The organism is Facklamia sp. P13055, from assembly GCF_050409445.1.
Lineage (GTDB): Bacteria > Bacillota > Bacilli > Lactobacillales > Aerococcaceae > Facklamia.
In genome coordinates this window covers 64,210-88,285 of record NZ_JBNUPL010000005.1, presented here as the reverse complement: position 1 = coordinate 88,285, position 24,076 = coordinate 64,210, and the positions used below count along the sequence as shown (strand labels likewise).

21 protein-coding genes and 1 other annotated feature are annotated in these 24,076 nt (G+C 36.9%); of the genes, 2 read left to right on the top strand and 19 right to left on the bottom strand.

The features are described from left to right. Positions 1 to 23 precede the first annotated feature (23 nt). The 14 genes from ACQV2O_RS03395 to ACQV2O_RS03330 form a co-directional block, all read right to left on the bottom strand. Positions 24 to 1,046 carry a rod shape-determining protein gene (locus ACQV2O_RS03395; protein WP_428873891.1) on the bottom strand — a complete coding sequence of 341 codons (1,023 nt, stop codon included), beginning with the start codon at positions 1,044 to 1,046 and terminating at the stop codon, positions 24 to 26. A 228-nt stretch (positions 1,047 to 1,274) separates the two neighbouring features. Continuing rightward, a complete protein-coding gene (locus tag ACQV2O_RS03390) occupies positions 1,275 to 1,478 on the bottom strand; it encodes a cold-shock protein (protein ID WP_428873890.1) in 204 nt (67 codons plus the stop codon). Between the two features lie 175 nt (positions 1,479 to 1,653). Further along, complete coding sequence (gene radC / locus ACQV2O_RS03385) at positions 1,654 to 2,319, bottom strand: RadC family protein (protein ID WP_428873899.1); 666 nt, start codon at positions 2,317 to 2,319, stop codon at positions 1,654 to 1,656. Positions 2,320 to 2,424: 105 nt separating this feature from the next. Next, positions 2,425 to 3,771 (bottom strand): bifunctional folylpolyglutamate synthase/dihydrofolate synthase, encoded by a 1,347-nt coding sequence (locus ACQV2O_RS03380; RefSeq protein WP_428874988.1) that lies wholly within the window; start codon positions 3,769 to 3,771, stop codon positions 2,425 to 2,427. 24 nt (positions 3,772 to 3,795) lie between these two features. Beyond that, the gene (locus ACQV2O_RS03375) at positions 3,796 to 6,441 is read right to left on the bottom strand and encodes a valine--tRNA ligase (protein WP_428874987.1); all 2,646 of its coding nucleotides are present in this window, start codon (positions 6,439 to 6,441) and stop codon (positions 3,796 to 3,798) included. A 47-nt stretch (positions 6,442 to 6,488) separates the two neighbouring features. Next, positions 6,489 to 6,702: a binding site (T-box leader), on the bottom strand. A 59-nt stretch (positions 6,703 to 6,761) separates the two neighbouring features. Then, positions 6,762 to 7,517, bottom strand: a complete 756-nt coding sequence (locus ACQV2O_RS03370; RefSeq protein WP_428873887.1) for an NAD-dependent protein deacylase — start codon at positions 7,515 to 7,517, stop codon at positions 6,762 to 6,764. 88 nt (positions 7,518 to 7,605) lie between these two features. Continuing rightward, positions 7,606 to 7,986 (bottom strand): RidA family protein, encoded by a 381-nt coding sequence (locus tag ACQV2O_RS03365; protein WP_428873886.1) that lies wholly within the window; start codon positions 7,984 to 7,986, stop codon positions 7,606 to 7,608. 39 nt (positions 7,987 to 8,025) lie between these two features. Next, complete coding sequence (gene thiI / locus ACQV2O_RS03360) at positions 8,026 to 9,225, bottom strand: tRNA uracil 4-sulfurtransferase ThiI (RefSeq protein WP_428875004.1); 1,200 nt, start codon at positions 9,223 to 9,225, stop codon at positions 8,026 to 8,028. A 13-nt stretch (positions 9,226 to 9,238) separates the two neighbouring features. Then, positions 9,239 to 10,396, bottom strand: a complete 1,158-nt coding sequence (locus ACQV2O_RS03355) for a cysteine desulfurase family protein (protein WP_428874985.1) — start codon at positions 10,394 to 10,396, stop codon at positions 9,239 to 9,241. Positions 10,397 to 10,491: 95 nt separating this feature from the next. After that, entirely contained in the window at positions 10,492 to 12,216 is a 1,725-nt protein-coding gene (locus tag ACQV2O_RS03350) for a septation ring formation regulator EzrA (RefSeq protein ID WP_428873884.1), read from the bottom strand. A gap of 188 nt (positions 12,217 to 12,404) precedes the next feature. Further along, positions 12,405 to 13,013: a 30S ribosomal protein S4 gene (gene rpsD, locus ACQV2O_RS03345; RefSeq protein ID WP_428873883.1), complete on the bottom strand. Its 609-nt coding sequence runs from the start codon at positions 13,011 to 13,013 to the stop codon at positions 12,405 to 12,407. A 200-nt stretch (positions 13,014 to 13,213) separates the two neighbouring features. After that, positions 13,214 to 13,909, bottom strand: coding sequence for a 5'-methylthioadenosine/adenosylhomocysteine nucleosidase (locus ACQV2O_RS03340; protein ID WP_428873882.1), 696 nt, complete (start codon positions 13,907 to 13,909; stop codon positions 13,214 to 13,216). A 13-nt stretch (positions 13,910 to 13,922) separates the two neighbouring features. After that, on the bottom strand, positions 13,923 to 14,423 hold the full coding sequence (locus ACQV2O_RS03335) for a hypothetical protein (protein ID WP_428874984.1): 501 nt from the start codon (positions 14,421 to 14,423) through the stop codon (positions 13,923 to 13,925). 2 nt (positions 14,424 to 14,425) lie between these two features. After that, positions 14,426 to 15,007, bottom strand: a complete 582-nt coding sequence (locus ACQV2O_RS03330; RefSeq protein WP_428874983.1) for an NUDIX hydrolase — start codon at positions 15,005 to 15,007, stop codon at positions 14,426 to 14,428. A gap of 172 nt (positions 15,008 to 15,179) precedes the next feature. On the opposite strand from ACQV2O_RS03330, the gene ACQV2O_RS03325 reads away from it, so the two are divergent. Next, positions 15,180 to 16,307, top strand: a complete 1,128-nt coding sequence (locus ACQV2O_RS03325; protein ID WP_428874982.1) for a 5-bromo-4-chloroindolyl phosphate hydrolysis family protein — start codon at positions 15,180 to 15,182, stop codon at positions 16,305 to 16,307. Positions 16,308 to 16,311: 4 nt separating this feature from the next. After that, positions 16,312 to 17,589, top strand: coding sequence for a toxic anion resistance protein (locus ACQV2O_RS03320; protein WP_428874981.1), 1,278 nt, complete (start codon positions 16,312 to 16,314; stop codon positions 17,587 to 17,589). A 135-nt stretch (positions 17,590 to 17,724) separates the two neighbouring features. Here the strand turns inward: ACQV2O_RS03320 and ileS are convergent, their stop codons facing one another. From ileS to ftsZ, 5 genes are all read right to left on the bottom strand, one after another. Then, positions 17,725 to 20,514: an isoleucine--tRNA ligase gene (gene ileS, locus ACQV2O_RS03315; RefSeq protein ID WP_428873877.1), complete on the bottom strand. Its 2,790-nt coding sequence runs from the start codon at positions 20,512 to 20,514 to the stop codon at positions 17,725 to 17,727. Between the two features lie 269 nt (positions 20,515 to 20,783). Continuing rightward, positions 20,784 to 21,584, bottom strand: coding sequence for a DivIVA domain-containing protein (locus ACQV2O_RS03310; protein ID WP_428874980.1), 801 nt, complete (start codon positions 21,582 to 21,584; stop codon positions 20,784 to 20,786). A gap of 25 nt (positions 21,585 to 21,609) precedes the next feature. Further along, the gene (locus ACQV2O_RS03305; protein WP_428874979.1) at positions 21,610 to 22,395 is read right to left on the bottom strand and encodes an RNA-binding protein; all 786 of its coding nucleotides are present in this window, start codon (positions 22,393 to 22,395) and stop codon (positions 21,610 to 21,612) included. Between the two features lie 3 nt (positions 22,396 to 22,398). Continuing rightward, complete coding sequence (locus ACQV2O_RS03300; protein WP_428874978.1) at positions 22,399 to 22,671, bottom strand: YggT family protein; 273 nt, start codon at positions 22,669 to 22,671, stop codon at positions 22,399 to 22,401. A gap of 66 nt (positions 22,672 to 22,737) precedes the next feature. Further along, a complete protein-coding gene (gene ftsZ, locus ACQV2O_RS03295; protein WP_428873873.1) occupies positions 22,738 to 24,060 on the bottom strand; it encodes a cell division protein FtsZ in 1,323 nt (440 codons plus the stop codon). Between the last annotated feature and the right edge of the window lie 16 nt (positions 24,061 to 24,076).

Below are 24,076 nucleotides of genomic sequence, written 5' to 3'. Positions count from 1 at the left end.
GCCTTCTTTCTACTAGTAAACAATTATCTTAAACTCCGCTCAATCGCTGATGATTGACGATCCAACTCATTAAACATACGTCCTGCACCCATAGCGACACAGTCGATGGGTAAATCGGCTCTTCGTACAGAAAGACCTAATTCTTTTTCAATTCGTTCTGGTAGATGTTTAAGTAAAGACCCGCCACCAGTCAAAATAATACCTGTTTCCATGATGTCTGCAGATAATTCAGGGGGGGTTAATTCTAACACCTGTTTTATTCCTAAAATAATTTGATGAATTACTACATCAATTGCTTTTGCAACTGTCTGAGTGGATACTTTGGCTTCATTGGGCACGCCGGTTATAACATCTCTACCTTTTACAATTAAATGATCATTTTCTTCTTTAGGATCATACAAGGCTTCCCCTATCACTATTTTTAAAGTCTCTGCCGTATAATTTCCTATAATTAAATTGTGTTCTTGGCGAACTTGAGATTGAATTTCTTCATTCATATTATTACTGGCTGCACTAAGCGTTAAGGAATCTACAATCTCGCCATATGATAAAGTGGCGATATCGGTAGTACCTCCACCGATATCCACAATCATTTTTCCTCTTGCTTCTTCAATTGCTAAATTCGCTCCTAGAGCTGCTACAAAAGCCTCCTCAACAATCATTGCTCGGTTGATTCCTAATGATTTGATTGCATCAATTAGTGCCTTTCTTTCTACTTTAGAAATTTGGCTTGGCGAACTAATGACAACTTCTGGTTTTGAGAAGGAATGACGTAAGGCTTGAGTAATAAAATGGCCCAACATCATTTTGGTCATTGAGAAGTTAGCGATAACGCCCTTACGAATGGGGTAAATCATTTCATAACGGTTTGACGTTCTTCCAACTAGTTTCGATGCTTCTTTTCCATAGGCAACAACTTCTCCTGATTCTTTGTCAATTGCTACTATAGAGGGTTGGCGCAATGCAATACCCTTTCGTGCAATGTAAATGATGGTTGTTGAAGTGCCTAAGTCAATTCCAATTTGCTGTTTGCCAAAAATCCCCATGCATTCATCCGCCTTTCAAATAATAGCAATAGCTTTGTAAATTATAGCAAAAAAAAAGTTTAAAAACTAGCGAACCCTTTCTTTGCTCAACTGAATTTTAAATTTTGGAAATTTCATTTGGTTTTTAAACAACTGCTTGAGCACGATTATAGCTATCAAAAAATACCGCAAGGTTATTTAGTTCCCTTACGGTATTTTTTGATTCGATAGATTAGATTGGTCGAAAGTCTAGGCTAATTTTTCAACATTAACTGCTTGAGGTCCACGAGCGCCTTCCTCAACTTCGAATTGAACTGCTTGTCCTTCTGCTAAAGTTTTGAAGCCTTCACCTTGGATGGCTGAGAAGTGTACAAATACGTCTGAGTCACCCTCACGTTCGATAAAGCCAAAACCTTTAGATTCGTTAAACCATTTTACTGTACCTTGTTCCATTTACAAATATCCTCCTCGTGCCTAAGCACCTGTATTAATTATATTCTTGCTCTTGGTACGAAGTGGAATTCCCAAACTATGATACCCCTTACAAAAACATATCTAAATTCTAACATAGCTGGCTATTCTATTTCAATAGTTTTCAAGTATTTTATCATTTAGCATTTAAAGATAACTAAATAAAACAATCACTCGCTTCACGCAAACTCAAATAGCGATCGTTTCCAATAATCAAATGATCCAAAAGTTCAATCCCCATCATCTCCCCACACGCTATCATTCGCTTGGTAAATAGCAAATCTGCCTGTGAAGGATCTGGATTACCAGAAGGATGGTTGTGAGCAATAATTAGCCTTGCAGTTGGATATTTTACCGCTTCTTTAAAAATTTCTCTTGGGCAAGCTACCGAACTATTGACCGAACCGATAAAGATGGTTTGTTTTTTGATAATTTCATTCTTACTATTTAGAAAAAGAGCGACTAAATGTTCTTGATGAAGGTCTCCCATCTCTTTAATCAACCATTGCCCTGCTTGAGAAGTTGAAGTTAGAACGCCCTGTTTTTTAAATTGGGCATCTTGCACTCTACTCCCAAACTCAATCGCTGCTTTTATCTCAACTGCTTTAGCAGGACCAATTCCTTTAATCGATTGGAGTTCACTAAGTGAGGCAATTTTTAAAGTGTTGAGTGGTTCAAAATGACTAAGCAAACGAATGGCTAAGTTTAAGACATTTTCTTTTTTGCTTCCTGTTCTAAGGAGAATAGCCAACAATTCATGATTGGATAAATTTTTAGCACCGTATTGTCTGAGACGTTCGCGCGGCTGGTCTTGCTGGGTCATTTGACGGATACAAGAGTTATTCGATGACAAAAGAATTCCCCCTTACTGCTAGTATCAATAAATACAAGAAGTAAGGAGGAAAAGTGCTCGCTATTATTCAATAAGTTAAATCATTTGGTGAGCTAAGAGATAGGCTCTAGCTTCTGAGACAAAGTATAGAGAGCCCGTTATTAATAAGAGGGCCTGCTTATTATTTTGATTATTTAATTGATAATCATTCATCCAACTTTTCCAATCATCAACGTAATGGGCTTTATGACGATTGACAATTGATTCGGCTTGTAAAACTTCTGCAAAATCTTTTTCTTTCATAGCTTCGAAATGGTGGAAGGAAGTCAAATAAACTTTTTCGGCATGAAAATTCAACAATAAAGGAACTTGTTCTGCTTGATTTTTCTTCTTTAAACCTCCATAAATAATGGTGATCTCGAAAGCAGAAAAATTCTCATCTACCACACTTTTCAGTGCGGTCAGCCCTTCCATATTATGCGCCCCATCTAAAAAGATGTATGGATTTTCAAAAATCTTTTCTAATCGACCAATCCATTTTGTCTTTTGCAAAGCCTCTCTCGCTTTGGGCCAATCAATCGTTTGCTTTTGGTGAGCCATCCATGAAATAAATACTTGCAAAGAAACGGCCGCATTTCTCACCTGATGATCTCCCACCATATTTATTTCAAAAGCTTCTTGTGGAATTGCTTGACTGTCAGTCCAAAATTGGAATTGAGTCTTAAAAGGGCTTAACTTGTTAATATTTTTGACACCGAAAGTTTGGTCATAAGAGTGGTGGACAGCTGTGCGAGCATTTGCCCATTTATCAATAATGCTTAGAGGACTTTTTTGAATAAGTCCTGTGACAACCTCTTTTTGCGGCTTGATGATGCCCGCTTTTTCAAGAGCAACGGACTCTAAGGTGTCTCCTAACATATCCGCGTGATCCATACCAATAGAAGTAACAACGGCAATCTCTCCGTCTAAAACATTGGTACAATCCGACATGCCTCCGATTCCTGCTTCAATCAAGCAAACATCCGGTTTTTTTTCTTGAAAATATAAGCACATCATAATAGTAAATAGTTCAAAATATATTAAACGACCATAAGGAGAGTAGGCTTCCATGTAATCATTTAATTCAACCAATTGATTGGTTAAACGAATGAGCGCTTCGTCACTAATTTGTTGACCATCAAAAGTAATTCTCTCATTAAACCGCTCAATATGTGGCGAGGTGAAAGATCCTACTTTATAGCCCTGGCTCGACAGTAAATCTCTTAAATAAGCTACCGTTGATCCCTTACCATTAGTCCCGGTGATATGGATAATTGGTAAACCTTTGTGAGGATTTCCCACGTATTCCAAAGCTTGATACATTTTAGTCATATCAGGTCTTGGGATAGGATTGATTTGGTTTAACAACCAATGAGTCGCCTCATCAACATTTGTAAACGTCATTTTGATTCCTCTTTTTCTAACTATTTAGATTAATAGTTTTAATTCTTCAATTCTTTCTTGCACTGCTTTTAACCTTTGTTCATATTCAGCTAATTTAGTGCGTTCACCTTCAACTACTTGAGCAGGTGCTTTAGCAACAAATCCTTCATTCGAAAGTTTCTTCACTAGACGTTCGACTTCTTTTTCTAACTTAGTGACTTCTTGCTCCAAGCGCTTAATCTCATCCTCTATTTTGACTAATCCAGCTAATGGGATGAAAATTTGTGCAAATGAAAGTGTCTGTGTAACCATTTCTCCTTCTATTTCAGGATTAGCAGCAATTTCTAAGTGGTCTGTGTGACAGAAACGATTAATGTATGCCCGGTTACTTTCTAAACTTTCTTCAATACCCTTATCTTGAACTTTAATGATCATTTTTAAAGCTTTAGATAATGGTGTGTTCATTTCATTTCTGATTTGACGCACCGCTGTAATGACTTCAATCAATTCCTGCATTTGTTTTTCAGCAATATCGTTTTTGTATTCTTCTTTAACGGTTGGATAAGCTGCTGTAACGATTGATGCAGCTTGTGGAGCAATTTGCTGCCAAATTTCTTCAGTTACAAAGGGCATAATTGGATGTAATAGACGTAAGAATTGGTCCAAGACATAAACAAGAACTGATTTAGTGGCAAAATGATCATGTTCTTGATCTTGCAACTGTTCTTTAGTCATTTCGATATACCAGTCACAGTAATCATCCCAAATGAAATGATATAAGACCCTACCTGCTTCTCCAAATTCAAAGCGTTCAAATAAACGGCTTACTTCTTCAATTGTTGTTTGTAAACGGGAAAGAATCCACTGATCGGCAAGTGTCAAATCTTGCTTGATTTCTAAATTTTCAATGGTTAAATCACCCACATTCATTAATACATAACGTGAAGCATTCCAGATTTTATTAATAAAGTTCCAAGCTGCTCCCATCTTTTCAGTGGAGTAACGAATATCTTGTCCGGGAGTCGACCCTGTGGCTAAGAACCAGCGAAGGGAATCCACCCCATATTCATCAATAACGTCCATTGGATCAATTCCATTGCCTAGCGATTTTGACATCTTACGCCCCTGGCTATCACGGATTAATCCATGAATTAAAACATTTTGGAAAGGTCGTTTACCCGTAAACTCTAAAGATTGGAAAATCATACGCGACACCCAGAAGAAAATAATATCATAACCGGTCACTAGGGTACTGGTTGGGAAGTAGCGACGATAATCGTGACCTTCTTCTGGCCAACCCATGGTTGAAAATGGCCACAAGGCAGATGAGAACCATGTATCTAAAACATCCGGATCTCTTAACCAATTTTCTTCATCACTGGGGGCTTGTTCGCCAACATAAACTTCACCTGTTTCTTTATGGTACCAGGCTGGAATTTGATGTCCCCACCAAAGTTGACGTGAGATCACCCAATCATGAACATTGTCCATCCAAGTTTGGAAAGTTTGATTAAAGCGTGGTGGGTAAAATTCAACTGCTTGATCGGTTGCTTGATTAGCCAAAGCTTGCTGGGCTAAAGGTTTCATCTTGACAAACCACTGAGTAGATAGATAAGGCTCTACGACCGCCCCAGAACGCTCAGAATGGCCCACTGAATGCGTATGTTCTTCAATCTTAACTAAGTAGCCTTGCTCTTTTAAATCTTTTACAATTTGCTTGCGTGCATCGAAGCGATCCATGCCTGCATATTTTCCACCTAATTCGTTAATAGTGCCATCTTTTTTCATCACATTCATTCGTGGTAGATGATGACGGTTACCGACTTCAAAGTCATTCGGGTCATGAGCTGGGGTAATCTTCACTACACCTGTACCAAATTCTCGATCCACATACTCATCTGCTACGACAGGAATTTCACGATTCATTAATGGTAAGAGTACTTTTTTACCGATCAAATGTTGATAACGCTCATCAGCAGGGTGTACAGCAATCGCTGTGTCGCCTAAAAGTGTTTCAGGACGGGTGGTGGCAATTTGAACCACTTCATCACTACCAACCATTGGATAATTAACATGATAAAAAGCACCTGGTACATCTTTATGGATCACTTCAATATCGGATAGAGCCGTTTGGGCTTTTGGATCCCAGTTAATAATATATTCTCCCCGATAGATAAGTCCTTTTTCATAAAGTTTAACAAAGACTTTATTAACTGCTTTGTTTAAACCGTCATCCAGCGTAAAACGTTCACGCGCATAATCGACTGAAATACCCATTTTCCCCCATTGCTGGCGGATAATGGTTGCATATTCTTCCTTCCAAGACCAAGTTTTTTCTAGGAATTTCTCCCGCCCTAAATCATGACGACTTAAGTTTTCATCTTCTGCTAAACGCTCTTCCACTTTAGCTTGAGTCGCAATTCCAGCATGGTCCATACCAGGTAACCATAAAGTATCATAGCCTTGCATTCTTTTAGAACGGATAATCATATCCTGCAAAGTCACATCCCAAGCGTGACCTAAATGTAATTTACCCGTTACGTTAGGGGGTGGAATTACAATTGAATATGGCTCTGCTTTAGAATCTCCTGAAGGCTTAAATACACCTTGTTCTATCCATTTTTGATATTTACCTGCTTCAACCGTCTGAGGTTGGTACTTACTTGGCATTTGCTTCGTATTTTCTACCATCGTTACACCTTCCTTAATTCATTTTCATAAAAAAAATCCTATGCTTTGCATAGGACGTCAATTACGTGGTACCACCTAAATTTAATCAAGTAAAAAAGTTACTTAATCACTCTTTCTTGTTAACGGAGCAGACTCCGTAAGACACTATTGTTGATTTCTCATGTCTTATGACTCCAAGCTACCTTCATTCATCGAGAAACTTTCAGCGCAAGGTTTCCTCTCTGGATGGTGATGAATTACTCTTCTCTTCTTAGTCAAATTAAAATTTAAGTTGGACTTATTTTATCATTCTTTACAGCTTTGAACAAGGCCTTCGCCATTTAATCATTATTTGCTAAATAATCTTTCACTAACTGAAAAACTGCCTCAATTTTATCTTCAAAAATCAAAGCATTGGGCTTGCTAATTAGAATTGGTGTCTGATTAATGATTACTTGAGAATCTCCTCTAAAATAATGAATAAATGAAGCGGCCGGATAAACATTTAAGGAAGTTCCTGCGATAATCATGAGGTCTGCTTGACTAATGGCTTGGATTGATTGATTAATGGTCTCTTCATTCAAGCTTTCTTCATATAACACCACGTCCGGCTTAATAATCGCTTGATCTTTAGGACAGCGTGGAATGCCCTGAGCATCTTTTTCTAATTGATCCAGAGCATAGTAGCTACCACATTGCGTACAAAAATTATTTAAAACAGACCCATGAAGTTCTAAGACTCGACTTGAACCAGCCTTTTGATGGAGGCCATCGATATTTTGGGTGACAACTGTCACTTCTTTTCCTTTGTTTTCTAATTCTTTTAGAAAAAAATGAGCCAAATTGGGTTGTATTTCTGGATAGACTAAATGCTCAAAATAGTATTCAAAAAAGATTTGAGGATGTTGTTTATAGAAGGAATGCGAGATTATTTCTTCCGCTGAGTATTGGTAATTGGTTTCTTGCATAAACAAACCATCTGCAGAACGAAAATCTGGAATACCAGATGCGGTTGAAACACCGGCTCCACCAAAAAAGACAATCTTGCGACTTTTCTGAATGATTTGAGCAAATTCTTTGATCTGATTTTCGATCATTATTTTCAATCTCCTTTAAATTTTAAAAAAGAACCGTCAACAACCACTTACATCAGTCGTTAGACAGCTCTTTTTAATATCTTATAAATTATAAACTAGCGATTACTTCAATTTCTACTAACACATTCTTAGGTAAGGTCTTAACAGCCACTGCTGAACGAGCTGGTTTGGATGTGAAATATTCAGCATAAATTTCATTAAAAACGGCGAAATCACCCATATCTGCCAAGAAACATGTGGTTTTTACAACATTTTCTGCAGAGTATCCTGCTGCATTTAGTAGAGCATCGATATTAGCAATTACTTGCTTTGTTTGATTTGTTATTTCTTTTGCTTCTATTTCACCTGAGGCTGGATTGATTGGGATTTGACCTGAACAGAAAAGTAGCTCTCCTACTTGTTTTGCTTGAGAGTATGGTCCAATTGCTGCTGGGGCTTTTTTTGTATTGATTGTTTTAATTTCTGTCATAATTACTCCTCTTTCTTAATGAATTCTTGCGACAACAACTTATAATAAATCATTGAAGGCTGTAGCCGCTTCGCTTTGATAACTAGCAGTGATTTCACTTGTCTTGATATTTTCCAAGGCTTCTTTCACTAGTTGGTCAATTGGTAAGAGCGCCTCATACTCTTTAACAGTATGAAGTCTAGGCTTAGTCCAAGGTGACTTTGGTGCAAAGACCGTACAGCAATCTTCATAGGGCTCATTAGAAATATCGTAAGTTCCAATGGTTTCAGCCATTGCTATTATATCATTTTTATCAACTGCAATTAAAGGTCTTAATATTAAAGAATGGGTCACTTCATTAATCACTTGCATCGATTGTAAAGTTTGTGAGGCAACTTGACCTAGCGACTCCCCATTAACAATTGCTCGGGCTTTATGCTCTTTTAACAAAGCATCCATTAGGCGTAACATGATCCGACGCATAATAGTCATGGATAAATTGTCGGGAACATGTTCTCGAATCGCCAACTGAATATGAGCAAAAGGAACCTCGTGAAAAGTAATCGCAGTGGCGTACTGAGCGAGAACTGCTGTTAATCGTTTAGCTTTTTCAAGCGCTTGTAAAGAAGTATAAGGTGGACTGGCAAAATGAACCATTTCCAACTTCATTCCCCTTTTTATCATTTGATAACCAGCAATCGGTGAATCAAAACCACCCGAAAGCATTAATAAGCCTTTCCCACTTGAACCATAAGGTAAGCCACCCATACCTGGATAATTTTTTAAACTAAGATAGGCTATATCTTGATGGATGGATATGACCACTTTGTGTTTAGCTTTTCTCAGATCAACCGTTAATTCCGGATGGGCTTGCAGAATGATGCTCCCTATTTCTCTTTGAATGGCAATACTATCATGCTCAAAGTTCTTATCCGATCGCTTAGCAATTACTTTAAAGCTATCTCCCGGTTGAGCATTTAACTCAGCAAAAAGTTCAAGGGCTTTTTTTCCAATTTCTTGAAGATCCTTTTCAACAGGAAAAACAGGTTCAAACCTTTGAATTCCTGGAATTGTTTTAATGATTTCAATCAGTTCATCGTAAGCTGTTTCGTGCCAATAAAGATGCATGAAATCATGATGTGCATGAATTTTAATTTTCTCTAAATGTTTGGTTTTATAGCGTATATGCTCAGCAATTTTATTTTGAAACATTTTACGGTTACGCCCTTTTGTTGAGAGCTCCCCATAGTGAATTAACATCTCTTTCAATCTTTTAGGCTCCTTTCAAATCTTGCTTAAACTTTGTTGAAATCTCATGGATTGGTTTAATTAATTGATCTACTTCTGCTTGGCTGGTTGTCTGCGATAAAGAAATTCTTATTGAAGAATTAGCTAAATTGTTATCAATGCCCATCGCTTTAAGGGTATGATGGTCATTTTTCTTACGACTTGAGCAAGCAGAAGTTGTCGAAATCATGATATCAGCATTGGAAAAAGCTTGAAGTAATACCTCGCCTGGCACATCTGGAAAGGCCGCACAGATAATATGTGGACTCACTTGCTCCTGGCTACCACCAAAGACTTGCCAATTCATTTTTTTAAGTGCTTGAGTTATTTGAGTGCGATAATGATTTATGTGTTTGATACTTTCTGCTTGGTTTTCCCAAGCTAATCTTAAAGCTTTGGCCGTTGCTACAATCGCTGGTAGGTTTTCAGTAGAAGAGCGCATACCAAACTCTTGACCGCCTCCAAATAATAAAGGTGCTTTCGTAACACGTTGGCGAATGGCTAAGAGTCCCACCCCTCTTACCGAGTGAAATTTATGGCTAGAAAGAGTTAATAAATCAATTCTACTATGATGCATAGCTTTCATCCTACAAGTTATGGCTTGAACAGCGTCAACATGCCAAAGGATTTGTGGATAGTTTTCTAATTTTTGTGCCAATGGTTCAACTGGTAAAAAAGATCCTACCTCATTATTGACTAACATAGTAGAAACAAGTAATACTTGATCACTCAGTAGATTTTCAAAGCTGTTTAAATCCAATTGACCATTATGATCCACCGGTGCTAGGATTACTTCAAAGCCTCTTGTTTTTAAGTGGTCAATTTGCGAGCGAATAGAAGGGTGCTCAATAGCTGATAGGATAATTTGTCGCCTATTAGGATGAAGCTTAGCGTGAGCTGATAATAGACTTTGAAGTGTCCAATTGTTAGATTCAGTCCCTGATGAGGTACAAAAGATTTCATTGCTTTTAAAAAGTAATAAGTCTGCAATTTGTTGCCGAGCATTATTCAACAGACTATTGGCCTCTTGACCTAATTTGTGGGCACTTGAAGGGTTAGCAAAATATTTTTGAGCTACTTGATTGTAGGTGTCTAAAACAGTAGCACGAGCTGGAGTGGTTGCGGCATGATCAAAATATAACATCTGTAATCCTTTCTTACTTCTATTTAGTAACGACAATTGACTCAAGAAAAAACCGAACAGATCCCAAAACCAAGGAATCTATTCGGACTTTACTTTTAATAAAATCGGATTTGTTTTTCTTGATGATACATCCTTCGAACTTGCGTCGGTGCATCTGGATCGACTTGACGAAGGACTTTTTCAATGGTTGCCAAAGCTTCACGGTAACGGAATTCTTGGTGGAAGTAGTATTGCGCTTCTTTAATTGCTTGGTCTACCTCTGGGTAATCGTAGCGAAAACGATTGGAATGTTGAATCATATATTCGGTGAGCATGGCTGAATCGATGGTTTCTTCAGTCATTGCCTCCAATTCATCTAAACCTTGTTCTAAATTACCTTCCATCTCATCAATTTGATTCATATCCACTCGGACACGATTGAGTTGTTGAGAGAGGTTCTCAATATGATCAGTTACCTTATAAAACAATTCATAATAGCTATCATGTAAGCCAGGCAAATGGTTTTTTTCTAACTTACGCTTCATATTTCTAAGGTCTAATTCATATAAATCAAGATTTGATTTAGCTTCTTTCTCTCGACTGGTTAAGCCAGCTATCGATTTTACTAACTGATTTTGTTCATCTGCTATTTCTTCAATAGAACGCTCGATTTTACGCATTTTGCTTTCTATTTGAGTAAATACGGCATGATTTTGTTCAATATCAACTTCCATATCTTTGAATTTTTGATACTCTAAGCGAATTCTTTCGGTTAAGTCATTGACTTGGTCTAATTCATTATTATGTAAGATGTAAGATTGAGAGATCCGATCGACTTCTATTCCTGCATAACGATTGTTTTCAGTTACTGCTTCAATTCGTCCCTTCAATTGATGAAGGTGACTATTCACATATTCTTTAGCCATAATTTCTGATTCTAACTGATCGTATAAGGAATTAATTTCACGCTCTGCTTTGTCCATTAAGGTTTTAGCGTCAGCTAAATCAGCATTTTTAATCTCGTTTTTGGCTTGGTTTAACTGCTCTTGAATTTTATCAATTTCTTCTAAAACATTAATATTATCAAAGTTAAAGCGACTAGCCACCATTTTTTCGTAGCCATCTCTAATATCTTCAAGTGAATCTTCATATTCACTTTGAATCTTATCGTACATACTTGGAATCTTTTGTAAGATTTCTTCAAATGACGATAAGTCAGCCTCTAAGTTATCTAGCATATCTTGAGCATCTAGATGATCACCGTTAGCAGTTAGTTCATTATATTTAGTGAAGTTCAACTCTAAATATTGAAGGTTTTTTTCAAGCGTTTCAATCGCTGGCCCATAATCAAAAGAATGATTCATGACACTTTTGCGAGCAGTTTGATAACGTTCAAGTAAGGCTTCATAACGTTCTTGATTTTCATCCTCTGTTGCCAATAATTCTGTTAATTCCTGGTGCAATTGATGAACTTGAATTTCTGTTTCATCAAGAATTTCACGTGCTTGATTTAGTGCGTTTTTTGCTCTCACTAGATTCATTTGTTCTACAAATTGTTCAGAACCTACCAAAGCGGCTTCTATTTCAGTAAATTGAAAGTTGGTAATGGTTTGCCAAGTAGCCACTAAACTTTCATATTTTCTTTTTGTTTGACCAGATAGATTCATATTCTTCAAAGTAAAGAGCTGGTCAGCAACAGAAATAGACATCATTTCATCTTTACGTTGTTCCAAATCTTTAATTTCTTTCTTTCTCTGTGTACGGAAATAATAAATTAATCCATAGATTAAGAGTATTGCTACAATGATCAAGAACAGGATGTCCGTGAATTTAATACTCATTCCTTTTCGCTCCTCTACTTATTTCTAATCCCCTGCCTATTGGCCTTTTGCATAAATAATCACCATACATTATAACATTTGAAGGCTTTCTTTTAAAGGCATTGTTCAATAAAAAACTTCCTTAGGCTCTAATGGAAAAAAATAAGATTGGGAAAGCTCCCAATCTTATGTAACAATCTCTTTAAGATTTAGCCTAATTTATTGTAGTATTCTACGACTAGGGCTTCATCAATTTCAGCATTTAATTCGCTACGTAATGGTAAACGAACTAAGCTACCTTCTAATTTATCAGCATCAAAGTTCACAAACTCTAAACGAGTAACTGTTGTTTCTAATGCTTCCTTGATAATAGCTAAATTACGTGAGCGTTCACGAACACTAATTACTTGTCCTGGTTCAACAATATATGACGGGATATCTACACGCTTGCCATCAACAGTAATATGGCCGTGGTTTACTAGTTGACGTGCTTGACGACGAGTAGTAGCTAAACCTAATCGATAAACTAAGTTATCTAAACGACGCTCTAACATAACCATGAAGTTTTCACCATGTTTACCTTCGGAGATTTTGCCAGCGCGATTAAATAAAGTGCGGAATTGGCGTTCATTTAATCCATACATAAAGCGTAATTTTTGCTTTTCATTTTTTTGTAAAGCATATTCTGATAATTTTTTACGTTGATTACCGTGTTGTCCTGGTGGGAACGGACGTTTTGATAACTCCTTACCAGTTTCAGTTAATGAAATTCCTAAACGACGAGATTGTTTCCATGAGGGTCCTGTATAACGTGACATTAAAATTCCTCCATAAAATATGTATTGGAGTAAAATAAGTGGTTAGAAAATCGAATGCGTGCAGTTAGTTTTTCACCTTGTGCAGCCGTGGTTACTCATTAACGTTGACGTTACTAACTGTTGACGCGCTTTCTTTTTCTATGCTGCATTATTTTACACTCTTTTTATTATACCGATTAATAAAAGATTAGCAAGTTTTTTTAATCAATTTTACTCAGTAAATCAATTACCATCTCAGCTGATTTGCGTCCGGCCAATAAAATAAATTCATCAAAACTTATTCCAGCTTCTTCATCTGCTTTATCGGAGATTGAACGAATGATAATAAATGGTGTTTTTAGAATATAAGCAGCTTGTGCGATAGCCGCTGATTCCATCTCAACTGCTTTTACGTTAGGAAAAACTTGACGAATATTGTTTACTTGTTGACTGTCACTAATGAATTGATCTCCTGAAGCAATCAGTCCTCTAATTGCGGTTTGTCCTTTCTCTTTAGCCAATCGATAGGCCAATTGACTGGTATCTTCATCTGGTTGATATATTGTCGGCATGCCAGCCATTTGACCTTGGTCGTATCCAAAGACTAAAAGATTTACATCGTGGTGGATTAAACCATCAGCAATCACCAAGTCACCCACTGATAAGTCTGGTGACAGACCTCCGGCACTTCCAGTGTTTATAATTAAATCCACCTCAAAATGATCAACCATTAAAACAGTTGAAAGGCTAGCATTAACTTTTCCAATTCCTGATTGAACTAGGACAACTTCTTTACCACTCAATCTTCCTTGATAAAACTCAAAGCCATAGTAATTATGAACTTCTAAATTTGATAGTTCATTTTTTAAGAGACGAATTTCTTCTTCCATTGCACCAATAATTCCAATTTTTTTCATCTAACCACCCCTCCTATGCCAAAAAAGCGATTAACAAAACTAAGACTAATAGAACACCTACTATGATAATGCCATTATTTAAAAAACGGTCAATTTTAGCTGAATATTTAGCTCTTTTTCTAATAGAACTAATATCTTCCCCCATTGATTGATGGTGATAATCCTCGAGTGAACTTGCTTGGTCTTTATCAACTAATTGCTCATTAAAAGCTTTGTATACTCCATCTCCTTCTGCATCCATCTCATTAGTCATGTCAAAGTCATTCTGACTATCAAATTGTGAAGTCACTTCCTCATAATAATTTGGATAAGGTTGTGAATCATCCATGGCTTCTGCCCGATTAATAAATTCATGGTAGAGCTCACTATCTTCTGAATAGATCGACCGATCAAAGCAATCCACTTGGTTGTTTGAAGAAGGCTGATGATTTAAACGATCATTTCCTTCTTGCTCATAATTTAAATAAGCTTGATAATCGTCGTGTTTTTTCTTTTTGCTTGAAAATAGTCCCATAACTAAACCTCCAAACTATTTAACCAAATGCTTAAAGCATATAAAGTTTTTAAATCAATGATTTCACCATTCTTAATCATTTCCCTCACTTGTTGGGCCGTAAATAAGTAATGCGAAACTTCTTCGTTTTCATCTTGATCTAGCTTTTCTTTTGCCTCTTCAATGGATTTAGCAAAGAAAAGGTATATGGCCTCATCAATATAACCCGGTGAAATATAAAATTTAGAATTAAATATCCACTCTGCTGAAGCGTAACCCGTTTCTTCATTTAACTCACGTTTGGCGGCTATAAGAGGCTCTTCGAGTTGACCTTCTACTTGATCGATAATTCCAGCTGGAATTTCGTAAATTTCATCAGCAATAGCCGGACGATACTGTTTAACCAGGACAACTTCATTATTTTTTGTTTCAGCTAATATACCCACTGCTGGCAGGTGATGAATCAACTCACGTTTTGCCGTTTGACCGTTGGGTAGACGTACTTCATTTTGATAGAGTTGTAAAATGGCCCCATCGTAGATTTGGTTAACAGATAGTGTTTCATTATTTTTGATAAATGAAATTGTCTCTACCTTATCTTTCATAATTTTCACCTCTTAAAACTATTTCCTTAGCTATTAATTCCTACTCAGTTTAGCGACTACTATTCTTTCTTTCAAGTCTTTTCAATGGTTAAGTTTAAGAATAGGCCTCAAGTCCGATAAGACTTTTTTCTAGTTATGGTATTCTAAAATTAAGAAAAGGGAGGTTGCAATCATGTTAGCTTTAATCAATATAATTTTTATATTCTTATTAGCAGGCCCTCTGCTAAATATTGTTCGCAAATTCAATCATTTTGTTAAAAAAGGAAATCATTTATCCGATATTTGGACGGTTACTTTGAAGAAAAATATCCTTGCCTTACTTTCTTTAATTGTGATGGAGCATGTTTTAACATTCATTTTTTATAATAGCTACTATATAATGGCCCTCGTCTATTCCACTTTAGCTATTGTTGCCGGATGGCTTCTCTTAGCCTTTCTCTTTTACTTTATTCGTAAAATAAATTCTGCGGCATGGATTTGGTTTTTCTATTATGTTGGTCAAGTCCTTACCTTATTAGTGGGTCTGGCTATTGCTAGTAGTCAATCCCAATCTTATGGTTATATTGGTTTAGAGAGTTATTTTACTGCTTCTGCCATTAGCTTATATTATCTAAGCATTGCTATTCTATTTTGTTCAGCTGGGGTTGCTTTTTTAGCGCTTATAACAAAACCGAATACATTTAAAACCCACAGGAAGTCATTTTTCCATCCTACTCACAAAAAGCCTAGTCGCAACATGCTAGAGCATTATCAAGCAGCAGGCTTAAGTAAACAAGAAATTGAAGCTTTCAGAAGTCAAATGGCTGATTCGCGTAAACAGATTATTAATATTGAAGCCAACTTTCAAAAAACGGCTAAAATGCGCGCCATTGAAATCCGACACAATATCGTCAAAGTTTCAAAGAATTACTTTAAAGATATCGTTGAAGAGCCCAATCGTCGACTGGATGCTTCTGATTTCCTCATCAATTATCTTCCACAGTTAGACGATCTATTAGAAAAATATAATGAAATTAATTCACATGTGGCAAAAAATAAGCAAAGCTATTTAATTTTAGAAAAAAGTGCCCAAACAATCGATCAGTTGAGTCAAGAAATTGTTGAGGATTATTTGAAATTTCACTCCGAAACCTATCAAGAATTGGAAGATGGCTTGAAACTAGCCGACCGAATGTTACATAATGAATCTAATAATCAAACAAATCGATTCAGCCAAAATTCAAAAAAATCTAAAATGGATAATTTTGATATGGATGACCCTTTTGAAGAGCTTAAAGAACTAGATAATGAAGGAGAATAAAGCGATGAATGAACTAAACTCAAATAATCAGGATTTAACTCAAACCACTTCTTTTGATGAAATTGATGATCTTCTGACGGATCCCTTTGACCAAGAAGAAGATCGGATTGAACCCATTCAATCTTTGCAAAGCGAATTATCAAAAGCTTCAATTCTTTCACAGAAAAAAGTTACCAATGAGAAAACAATTGACCGCTTGAGTAAAAATCGTCAAGCTCAAGCACGTAAACTCGCCCAGCAGATTGACGAGAAAAACCTTTCTGCTGTTATCACCTATGGGGCTAAAGCACAAAAGCGTTTGTCAGAATTCTCCCATTCAATGCTACATAATGTCCAACTTAAAGATACGGGTGAAGTCGGTGATGTTTTAACGGATTTAATGACTACCTTACAACAGTCGAATCCTAAGGAGTTAACCAGTCGACCTAATCTTTTTCAAAAAGTTTTTGGCCAAGTCCGTACCTCCATCTCTGATACCCAAATGAAATATCAAAAAATCGGTAATCAATTAGACAAAGTCGTTATTCGTTTAGAAAGAGAAAAAAACGAATTACTCAATGACAATATGATGTTAGAAACACTCTATCAAAAGAACAAAGACTACTTTGAGGCTTTAAATGTCTATATTGCAGCGGGTGAAGTTAAAATTGAAGAATTACAATCCAAAACGATTCCTCAAGCTATTAAAAAAGCTCAAGAAAGCAATAGCCAAATGGATGTGCAGGAAGTCCATGACCTTAACCAATTTTTAGATCGTTTAGACAAACGCACCCATGATCTAAGACTTACCCGTCAAATGACTATCCAGCAAGCTCCACAAATTCGGATGATTCAAAATACTAACCAAGCCTTGGCTGAAAAAATTCAAGCCTCTGTTCATACCTCTATTCCTCTTTGGGAAAATCAAATTACCATTGCCCTTGCACTTTTGAGACAGCAAGACGCTGCCACTTCTCAAAGAATGGTCTCAGAAACAACCAATGATTTGTTACGTCGCAATTCCGCTATGCTGAAACAATCGGCCATTGATACAGCTAGAGAAACTGAAAGAGGTATTATCGATATCGAAACCTTACAAAAAACGCAGGCTGATTTGATCGAAACGATTGAAACAACATTACAAATTCAAGCTGAAGGACGACAACAAAGACAAGCCGCTCAAATAGAATTAGAATCAATGGAAAGTCAACTGCAAGAACGGTTATTAGCTATTTCAAATGAACAAAAACAACAAGCTATGAATCCTAAAACGTCACAAGATAATTATTTTGATGATTTTTAATTTTTACTTTAAACACTCTTTAGGAGTATTAAAAGAAACTAGGTAAAAAGTCCTAAATACGACAAAAACAGTGGCGAATCTCATATCAATTCGCCACTGTTTTTTAGGGCTTTGGCCCTGTCTTTTTTTATAAAGTTATTCCTTATTCTCAAAATATTCAGGATAGTCCGCTTTCACAATTTCATGGCAGCGATGACAAAGTTCTTCTGCTCCTTCAATTGTGCCGACTTCTGGTCTTACTGCACGACAACGATCACAAACATCTCCTTTTGCAAAATCAACTTTCACGGCATAATCTTCAAACGAATGTGCATCTTGTGGTGCTTGATTAATGGATTGAACGTTTAATTGTGATACAGTAAATAATTGTGCAGGCTGATCACTTAGTAAATCGAAGGCTTTTTGATCTTCTTCATTAATATATAGTGAAACGGCTGCCTCAAAGGATTTCTTAATTGCCTGTTCTGGCTGATTCTTAGCTTCTTCGAGAGCCTTGTTTACTCCTGTTTGTAATTTAAAAAAGACATCCCATTTAGCAACAATCTCTCTAGCTTGCTCAAGCTGTTCTGCCTTAGGCATTTCAGCTAATTGAATAAAACCATCTACCGCTGGTAAATCTTTCCATGCTTCTTCAGCTGTATGTACAATTAATGGTGTCAATAAAATTAACATATCATGAACTATTTGATAAATCACTGTTTGCATAGAACGACGCGCATGGCTATCTTTAGCTTCAATATATACAATATCTTTAGCCACATTTAAATAGAAAGCTGAAAGATCAGAAGAAATAAAGTTCATAGTGCGCTTATAAAGTTCTGGGAACCTATACTTGTCATAAGCTTCTAAGATATCCGCTTTAAACAAGTTAAAGTTAGCATTCATATATTGATCGAGATTGGTGAGTTCTTCCTTAGGAACGGCATTTTCAGCTGGATGATAATCATTCACAAGACCTAACATAAAACGAAGCGTGTTACGAATCTTACGATAGGATTCAGAGACTTGTTTGAGGATTTCATTAGAGACACGTACATCAGCTTCATAGTCCACAGAAGCGACCCACAAACGAATAATATCTGCTCCTAAATCATTCATTACTTCAACTGGATCAATAACATTTCCTAAAGACTTAGACATCTTTTGACCCTTACCGTCATTTACAAAACCTTGTGAAAGAACCGCCTTGTACGGTGGAAAACCATTGACAGCCACAGAGGTAGTGAACGATGAGTTAAACCAACCACGATATTGGTCAGAACCTTCAAGGTATAAATCAGCTGGGAAGTTTAAATCTTCTCGCGCTTGTAAAACGCCAGCATACGATGTACCCGAATCGAACCATACATCCATAATATCCATTTCTTTTGTAAATTGACCATTTGGCGAAGCAGGATGTTGGAAGCCTTCTGGTAAAAGGTCTTTTGCCTCCCACTCAAACCAAATGTTCGTTCCATGTTCTTCTACTAAATCGGCTACATGATTGACAATATCTAATTCTAAAATAGCTTCTCCGTTTTCTGCGTAGAAAATTGGTAAAGGCACTCCCCAAACACGTTGACGAGAAATTACCCAGTCGCCACGGTCACGAATCATATTATAAATACGACGTTTACCCGATGGATGGTGCCAAGTGACTGCATTTTCAACATTATCAAGCAGTTCTTCACGGAATTTATCAATCGAAGCAAACCATTGAGGCGTTGCACGGTAGATAACCGGCTTTTTAGTTCGCCAATCGTGCGGATAAGAGTGAACAAATTCTGAATAATGCAAGAGGCTACCATTTTCTTTTAAGGTCTTAACAATTTGCTTTTGACCTTTCAGATAAAAGACACCTTCCAAACCAGGCGCTTCTTTTGTAAAATGTCCTCTGCCATCTACTGGCGACAAAATATCCAAACCGTACTCTAAACCAATCCAATAGTCATCTTCACCGTGACCAGGAGCCGTATGAACTAATCCCGTACCTGTTTCTAAAGTAACATGATCGCCTACCATTAGTAAGGATTCACGGTCATAGAATGGGTGTTGAGCAGTCAAACGGTCAAAATCTTGCCCCTTATAATGTGCTTCGACTGGATAATTTTCCCATTCAAGCGTCGATGCTACTACTTCTAATAAATCTTCAGCGACAATAAAGTGACGGCCGCCAACTGCGACTTGCACATAATTAGCCTGTCCTAAAACAGAAATCCCTAGGTTAGCAGGTAATGTCCAGGGTGTAGTCGTCCAAATAATAAATTCTGCTTCTTGAGGAAGGATGCCACCACCGTCTTTCACTTTGAAAGCTACATAAATTGAAGGTGAGCTTACGTCTTGATATTCAACTTCAGCTTCAGCTAATGAAGATTCTGACGACCAGGACCAGTATACCGGCTTCGCACCTTTATAGATATAGCCTTTATCAGCCATTTGTCCAAAAATACGTAATTGCTGTGCTTCATATTTAGGTTGCAAAGTTAAGTATGGGTTTTCCCAATCTCCATTAACTCCCAAGCGCATAAAGCTTTCTTTTTGACCTTCAACTTGTTTTAAAGCATAGGCTTCGCAAAGTTTACGAAATTCTGCTGTTGAGTGTTCTTTACGGTTCACACCTTCATTCTTCTGTAAGGCTGACTCAATTGGTAAACCATGAGTATCCCAACCAGGGACATATGGAGAATAATGGCCTGTCATTGAACGAAAACGTGTAATAAAGTCTTTTGAAACTTTATTGAAAGCATGTCCCATATGTACGCGACCATTGGCATATGGCGGACCATCGTGTAGAATCCATGGTTCTGAATCCATATTTTTTTCTAACATTTTGTGATAAACATCAGCTTCTTGCCATTCCTTTTGTAAGCTTACCTCTTTAACAGGAAGATTCGCTCGCATATCAAAGGATGTTTTTCCAAGGTGCAAAGTATCTTTTAATTTCATTAGTTTTCTCCTCTCTATAAAAAAAGCCCCTTCCTAAGAAGGGACGTCAAATACGCGGTACCACCCAATTTAATAGTTAAACTATTCACTCTTCATGATAACGCTTTTGAAGCGGATCTAGCTAGTCAACTTTGACTCACTAGTCATTGAATAGAATGATAAAGAAAGATACAGGGACTCTTGAGCTTGCACCATCCTCAAGTCGCTAATGTATTATATCCATCTTCTTATTTCTATCTCAGCTTTTACCAATAATTTTCTTAATTATATTAGTCTTCTGTTGGAAGGTCAATACGAATTGTTTCACCATGTAAGGCTTCATCAGATTTTTCTGCTTCATCAGAGTCTCTTTCTGATGAATGATTTCGTTCAAAAGCCTCTAATTCTTCACGACTTAAAGGCATAGTTTTCATAGACTCAGAAGAATCTTCATCTTTTTCATCCACATGAATTTCCCTTAAGTCATTCAAATCAAAAACTTGCGTCATAGATAAATCTTCATTTTCTTCACTATCTATGGCTTCAAGCTTAGCATTTTGTTCTAAATCTTCCAGACGATTACTCGTTACTGATCTTTGTTCACGTGTCTGAGCAGGTGTTAAAGCTGTACCATCAAACAAATCTTCAAATGAAGTGTTATTTACAATGGATAATTGATTTTCAATTAAACGACGTAATTCTTGACGATATTTTTTCGTTACACTTCTCAACCTCTCTGCCTCTTCAAAAATTTCATTTGATTGCGCATTCGCTTCATCAATTACTCGTCCTGCTTCACTTTCAGCTTCATAGAGAATTAATTCTGCTTCCTTACGAGCATTTTGTTTTAGACGTTCTGCTGCTTCTTGTGCAATAATAATTGAAGAATTTAAAGATTCTTGTAATTGTGAAAAATAGTCAATTTTATCTTTAGCTTCTGCTAAATCACGCGTTAAATTGTGATTTTCTTCTAGTTTTTTCTCTAACTCTACGCGCACAATATCTAAAAAATCATTTACTTGTTCTGGATCATAGCCACGGAACTTATTATTAAATTCTTTTTCTAAAATATCATTTGGTGTAATTGTCATAAAGATCCTTCCTTTTTTATAAATTTTACGATACTTTTAACAAATCAATGGATAGTCTAAAATTATCTTTTTTCGTTTTACCATCTACTGACTGAATACGAAAGCGCCCAAAATGCCTGAGTGAAACAATATCAGAAATACCAACCAAAGTATCACTTCGATCTATCTCAGTAAAATTAATTTTAACTTGTCCTGCTTTAACTGCATCCTTGGCTCTTTGGCGCGAAATATTATATACCTTAGATATTAAACTATCTAATCTCAGAGAAGATACAATGACTGTTGCTTCTTCCCATTCATCAATCGATTGCAAAAGGTTCCCTCGTTTTATGGGGTTCAAATGGACTCCTACATTGGCTATCTTTTTTACTTCATCCATTAAATAAGTTTGCATTTTTAAATCAACTACTAGCTGCCATGCCTGACTATCAGTGATAATATCTCCTATCCTTCCCCGCTCAATCCCTGTTGAGAGAATGGTTCCAAGTATTTTACCATGAGACAGTTCAGCAAATTTAATAGGGTAAGTAATTTCTAAGAATCCTAATTCTAAATCTGCTAAATCCAATAGATAGTAGTTAGGATAGATTAAGGCTCTCTTACGCTCACTATCTTCATATCCTCCATCTAAATGATAATTCATCTCATCACGGCCGTTAACAATGTTTTTTAGAATAGTTGCTTCTCTCGGCGTTAAAAAAGATGTTAAGACGGGAGTATAAAGACGGTCAACTTGATCGATCCAATCATAAACTTGGTCTACAAAAGGAATTTCTTCCTTACGATAATGCTGATAAATAGACTCTTTCATTTACTAGCCTAAAATGGTAATAATCAGCCAAATGACGCCCTGCTCAATAAAAGTCAATGTGAAGAGAGCGATGATCACATTGATTGAAATAGGACCAATGGGTGGAATATAGCGATCAAAAATATCGAGATATGGACTTGCCAGACAATCAATCATTCGTCCAATCGAACTTTCTCTTGCTCCAGGTAACCAGGAGAGTAAGGCATAGAGTATCAAGACCCATTGATAGACACGAAAAATTGTAGACACAAATTGGATAATTGCATTTATATTCATAATACCTCCGACTTTATTGCTAAAAATTGGTGAAAAGAGGAAACACTGCTGCTTCCTCTAAGAAAATTAATGACGATTTCTTTTACGGAAGAAAGGAGGTGTTTCTAATTCGTCTTGCTCGTCAGATTCCGCTTGACGTACCTTACTTTCTGATTCCGATCTTTCAAAGGTTCTTTCAACCTTTTTTTCCTTAGGTTCAATATCTGCCACATCACGGGTAATTTGTTCGCGTTTAATATCCCAATCACTGAATAAATCACGTTCAGTCTCTTTTTGATTTGCTTGTTTTAAGTTGATTGAGCGGTCAGATGAATTCATCGATGGGGAACTTGATGCAGATGGGGTACTTTCGTTTGTCGAGAAAGTGTTGTTATGAGAGAAATTCGGACGGTTTTGACGCATTGCTTGTTGTTTATTGATGGTATTCTTTTCAGCATCAATTCCGGTAGCAATTACAGTAACAACCACCTCATCACCTAAGCTCTCATTAATTGAAGTACCAAAGATAATATTGACATCTTCGCTAGAAGCAGAAGAAATAATATCACTTGCATCTTGTGCTTCAAATAAGCTTAAGTCCGGTCCACCTGTTACATTCAGTAGAATTTGTTGAGCTCCATCAATTGAAACTTCTAATAATGGAGAAGAAATAGCTTTCTTAGTCGCTTCTGCTGTGCGGTTTTCCCCGGCAGCTGTACCAATTCCCATTAAAGCTGTTCCTTGATCCTTCATAACGGTTTTCACGTCTGCAAAGTCCAAGTTAATAAAACCAGGAGCGACAATCAAATCAGAAATCCCCTGAACACCTTGGCGTAAAACATTATCTGCTTCAGAGAAAGCTTCCATCATTGGTGTTTTTCGATCTACCACTTCTAGCAATCGATTGTTTGAGATGACTACTAAAGTGTCAACAGCTTCCTTGAGGTTTTGTAATCCTTCAGCAGCAAAGCGACCGCGCTTTGGACCTTCAAAAGTGAAAGGACGGGTTACGACTCCAACTGTCAAAGCACCTAATTCTTTTGCAATACGAGCGACAACAGGCGCAGCACCCGTTCCAGTTCCTCCACCCATTCCAGCAGTGACAAAAACAAGGTCTGACCCTTCAAGGACTTGTCGTAATTGCTCTTCTGATTCTTCAGCAGCTCTTAATCCTATTTCAGGAATCGAGCCAGCTCCTAAGCCTTTAGTAACTTTTGGACCTAATTGAATTTTAGTTTCTGCTTGAGAACTTTTTAAAGCCTGTGTGTCAGTGTTAGCGACGATGAATTCAACTCCTTGAACATCTTCGGAAATCATTCGGTTGACAGCATTGCCACCCGCTCCCCCTACACCAATAACTTTGATAACTGCTCCTTCAGGATTAACCGTTGGATCAAATGATAATTCCATTAATAAATTCCTCCTC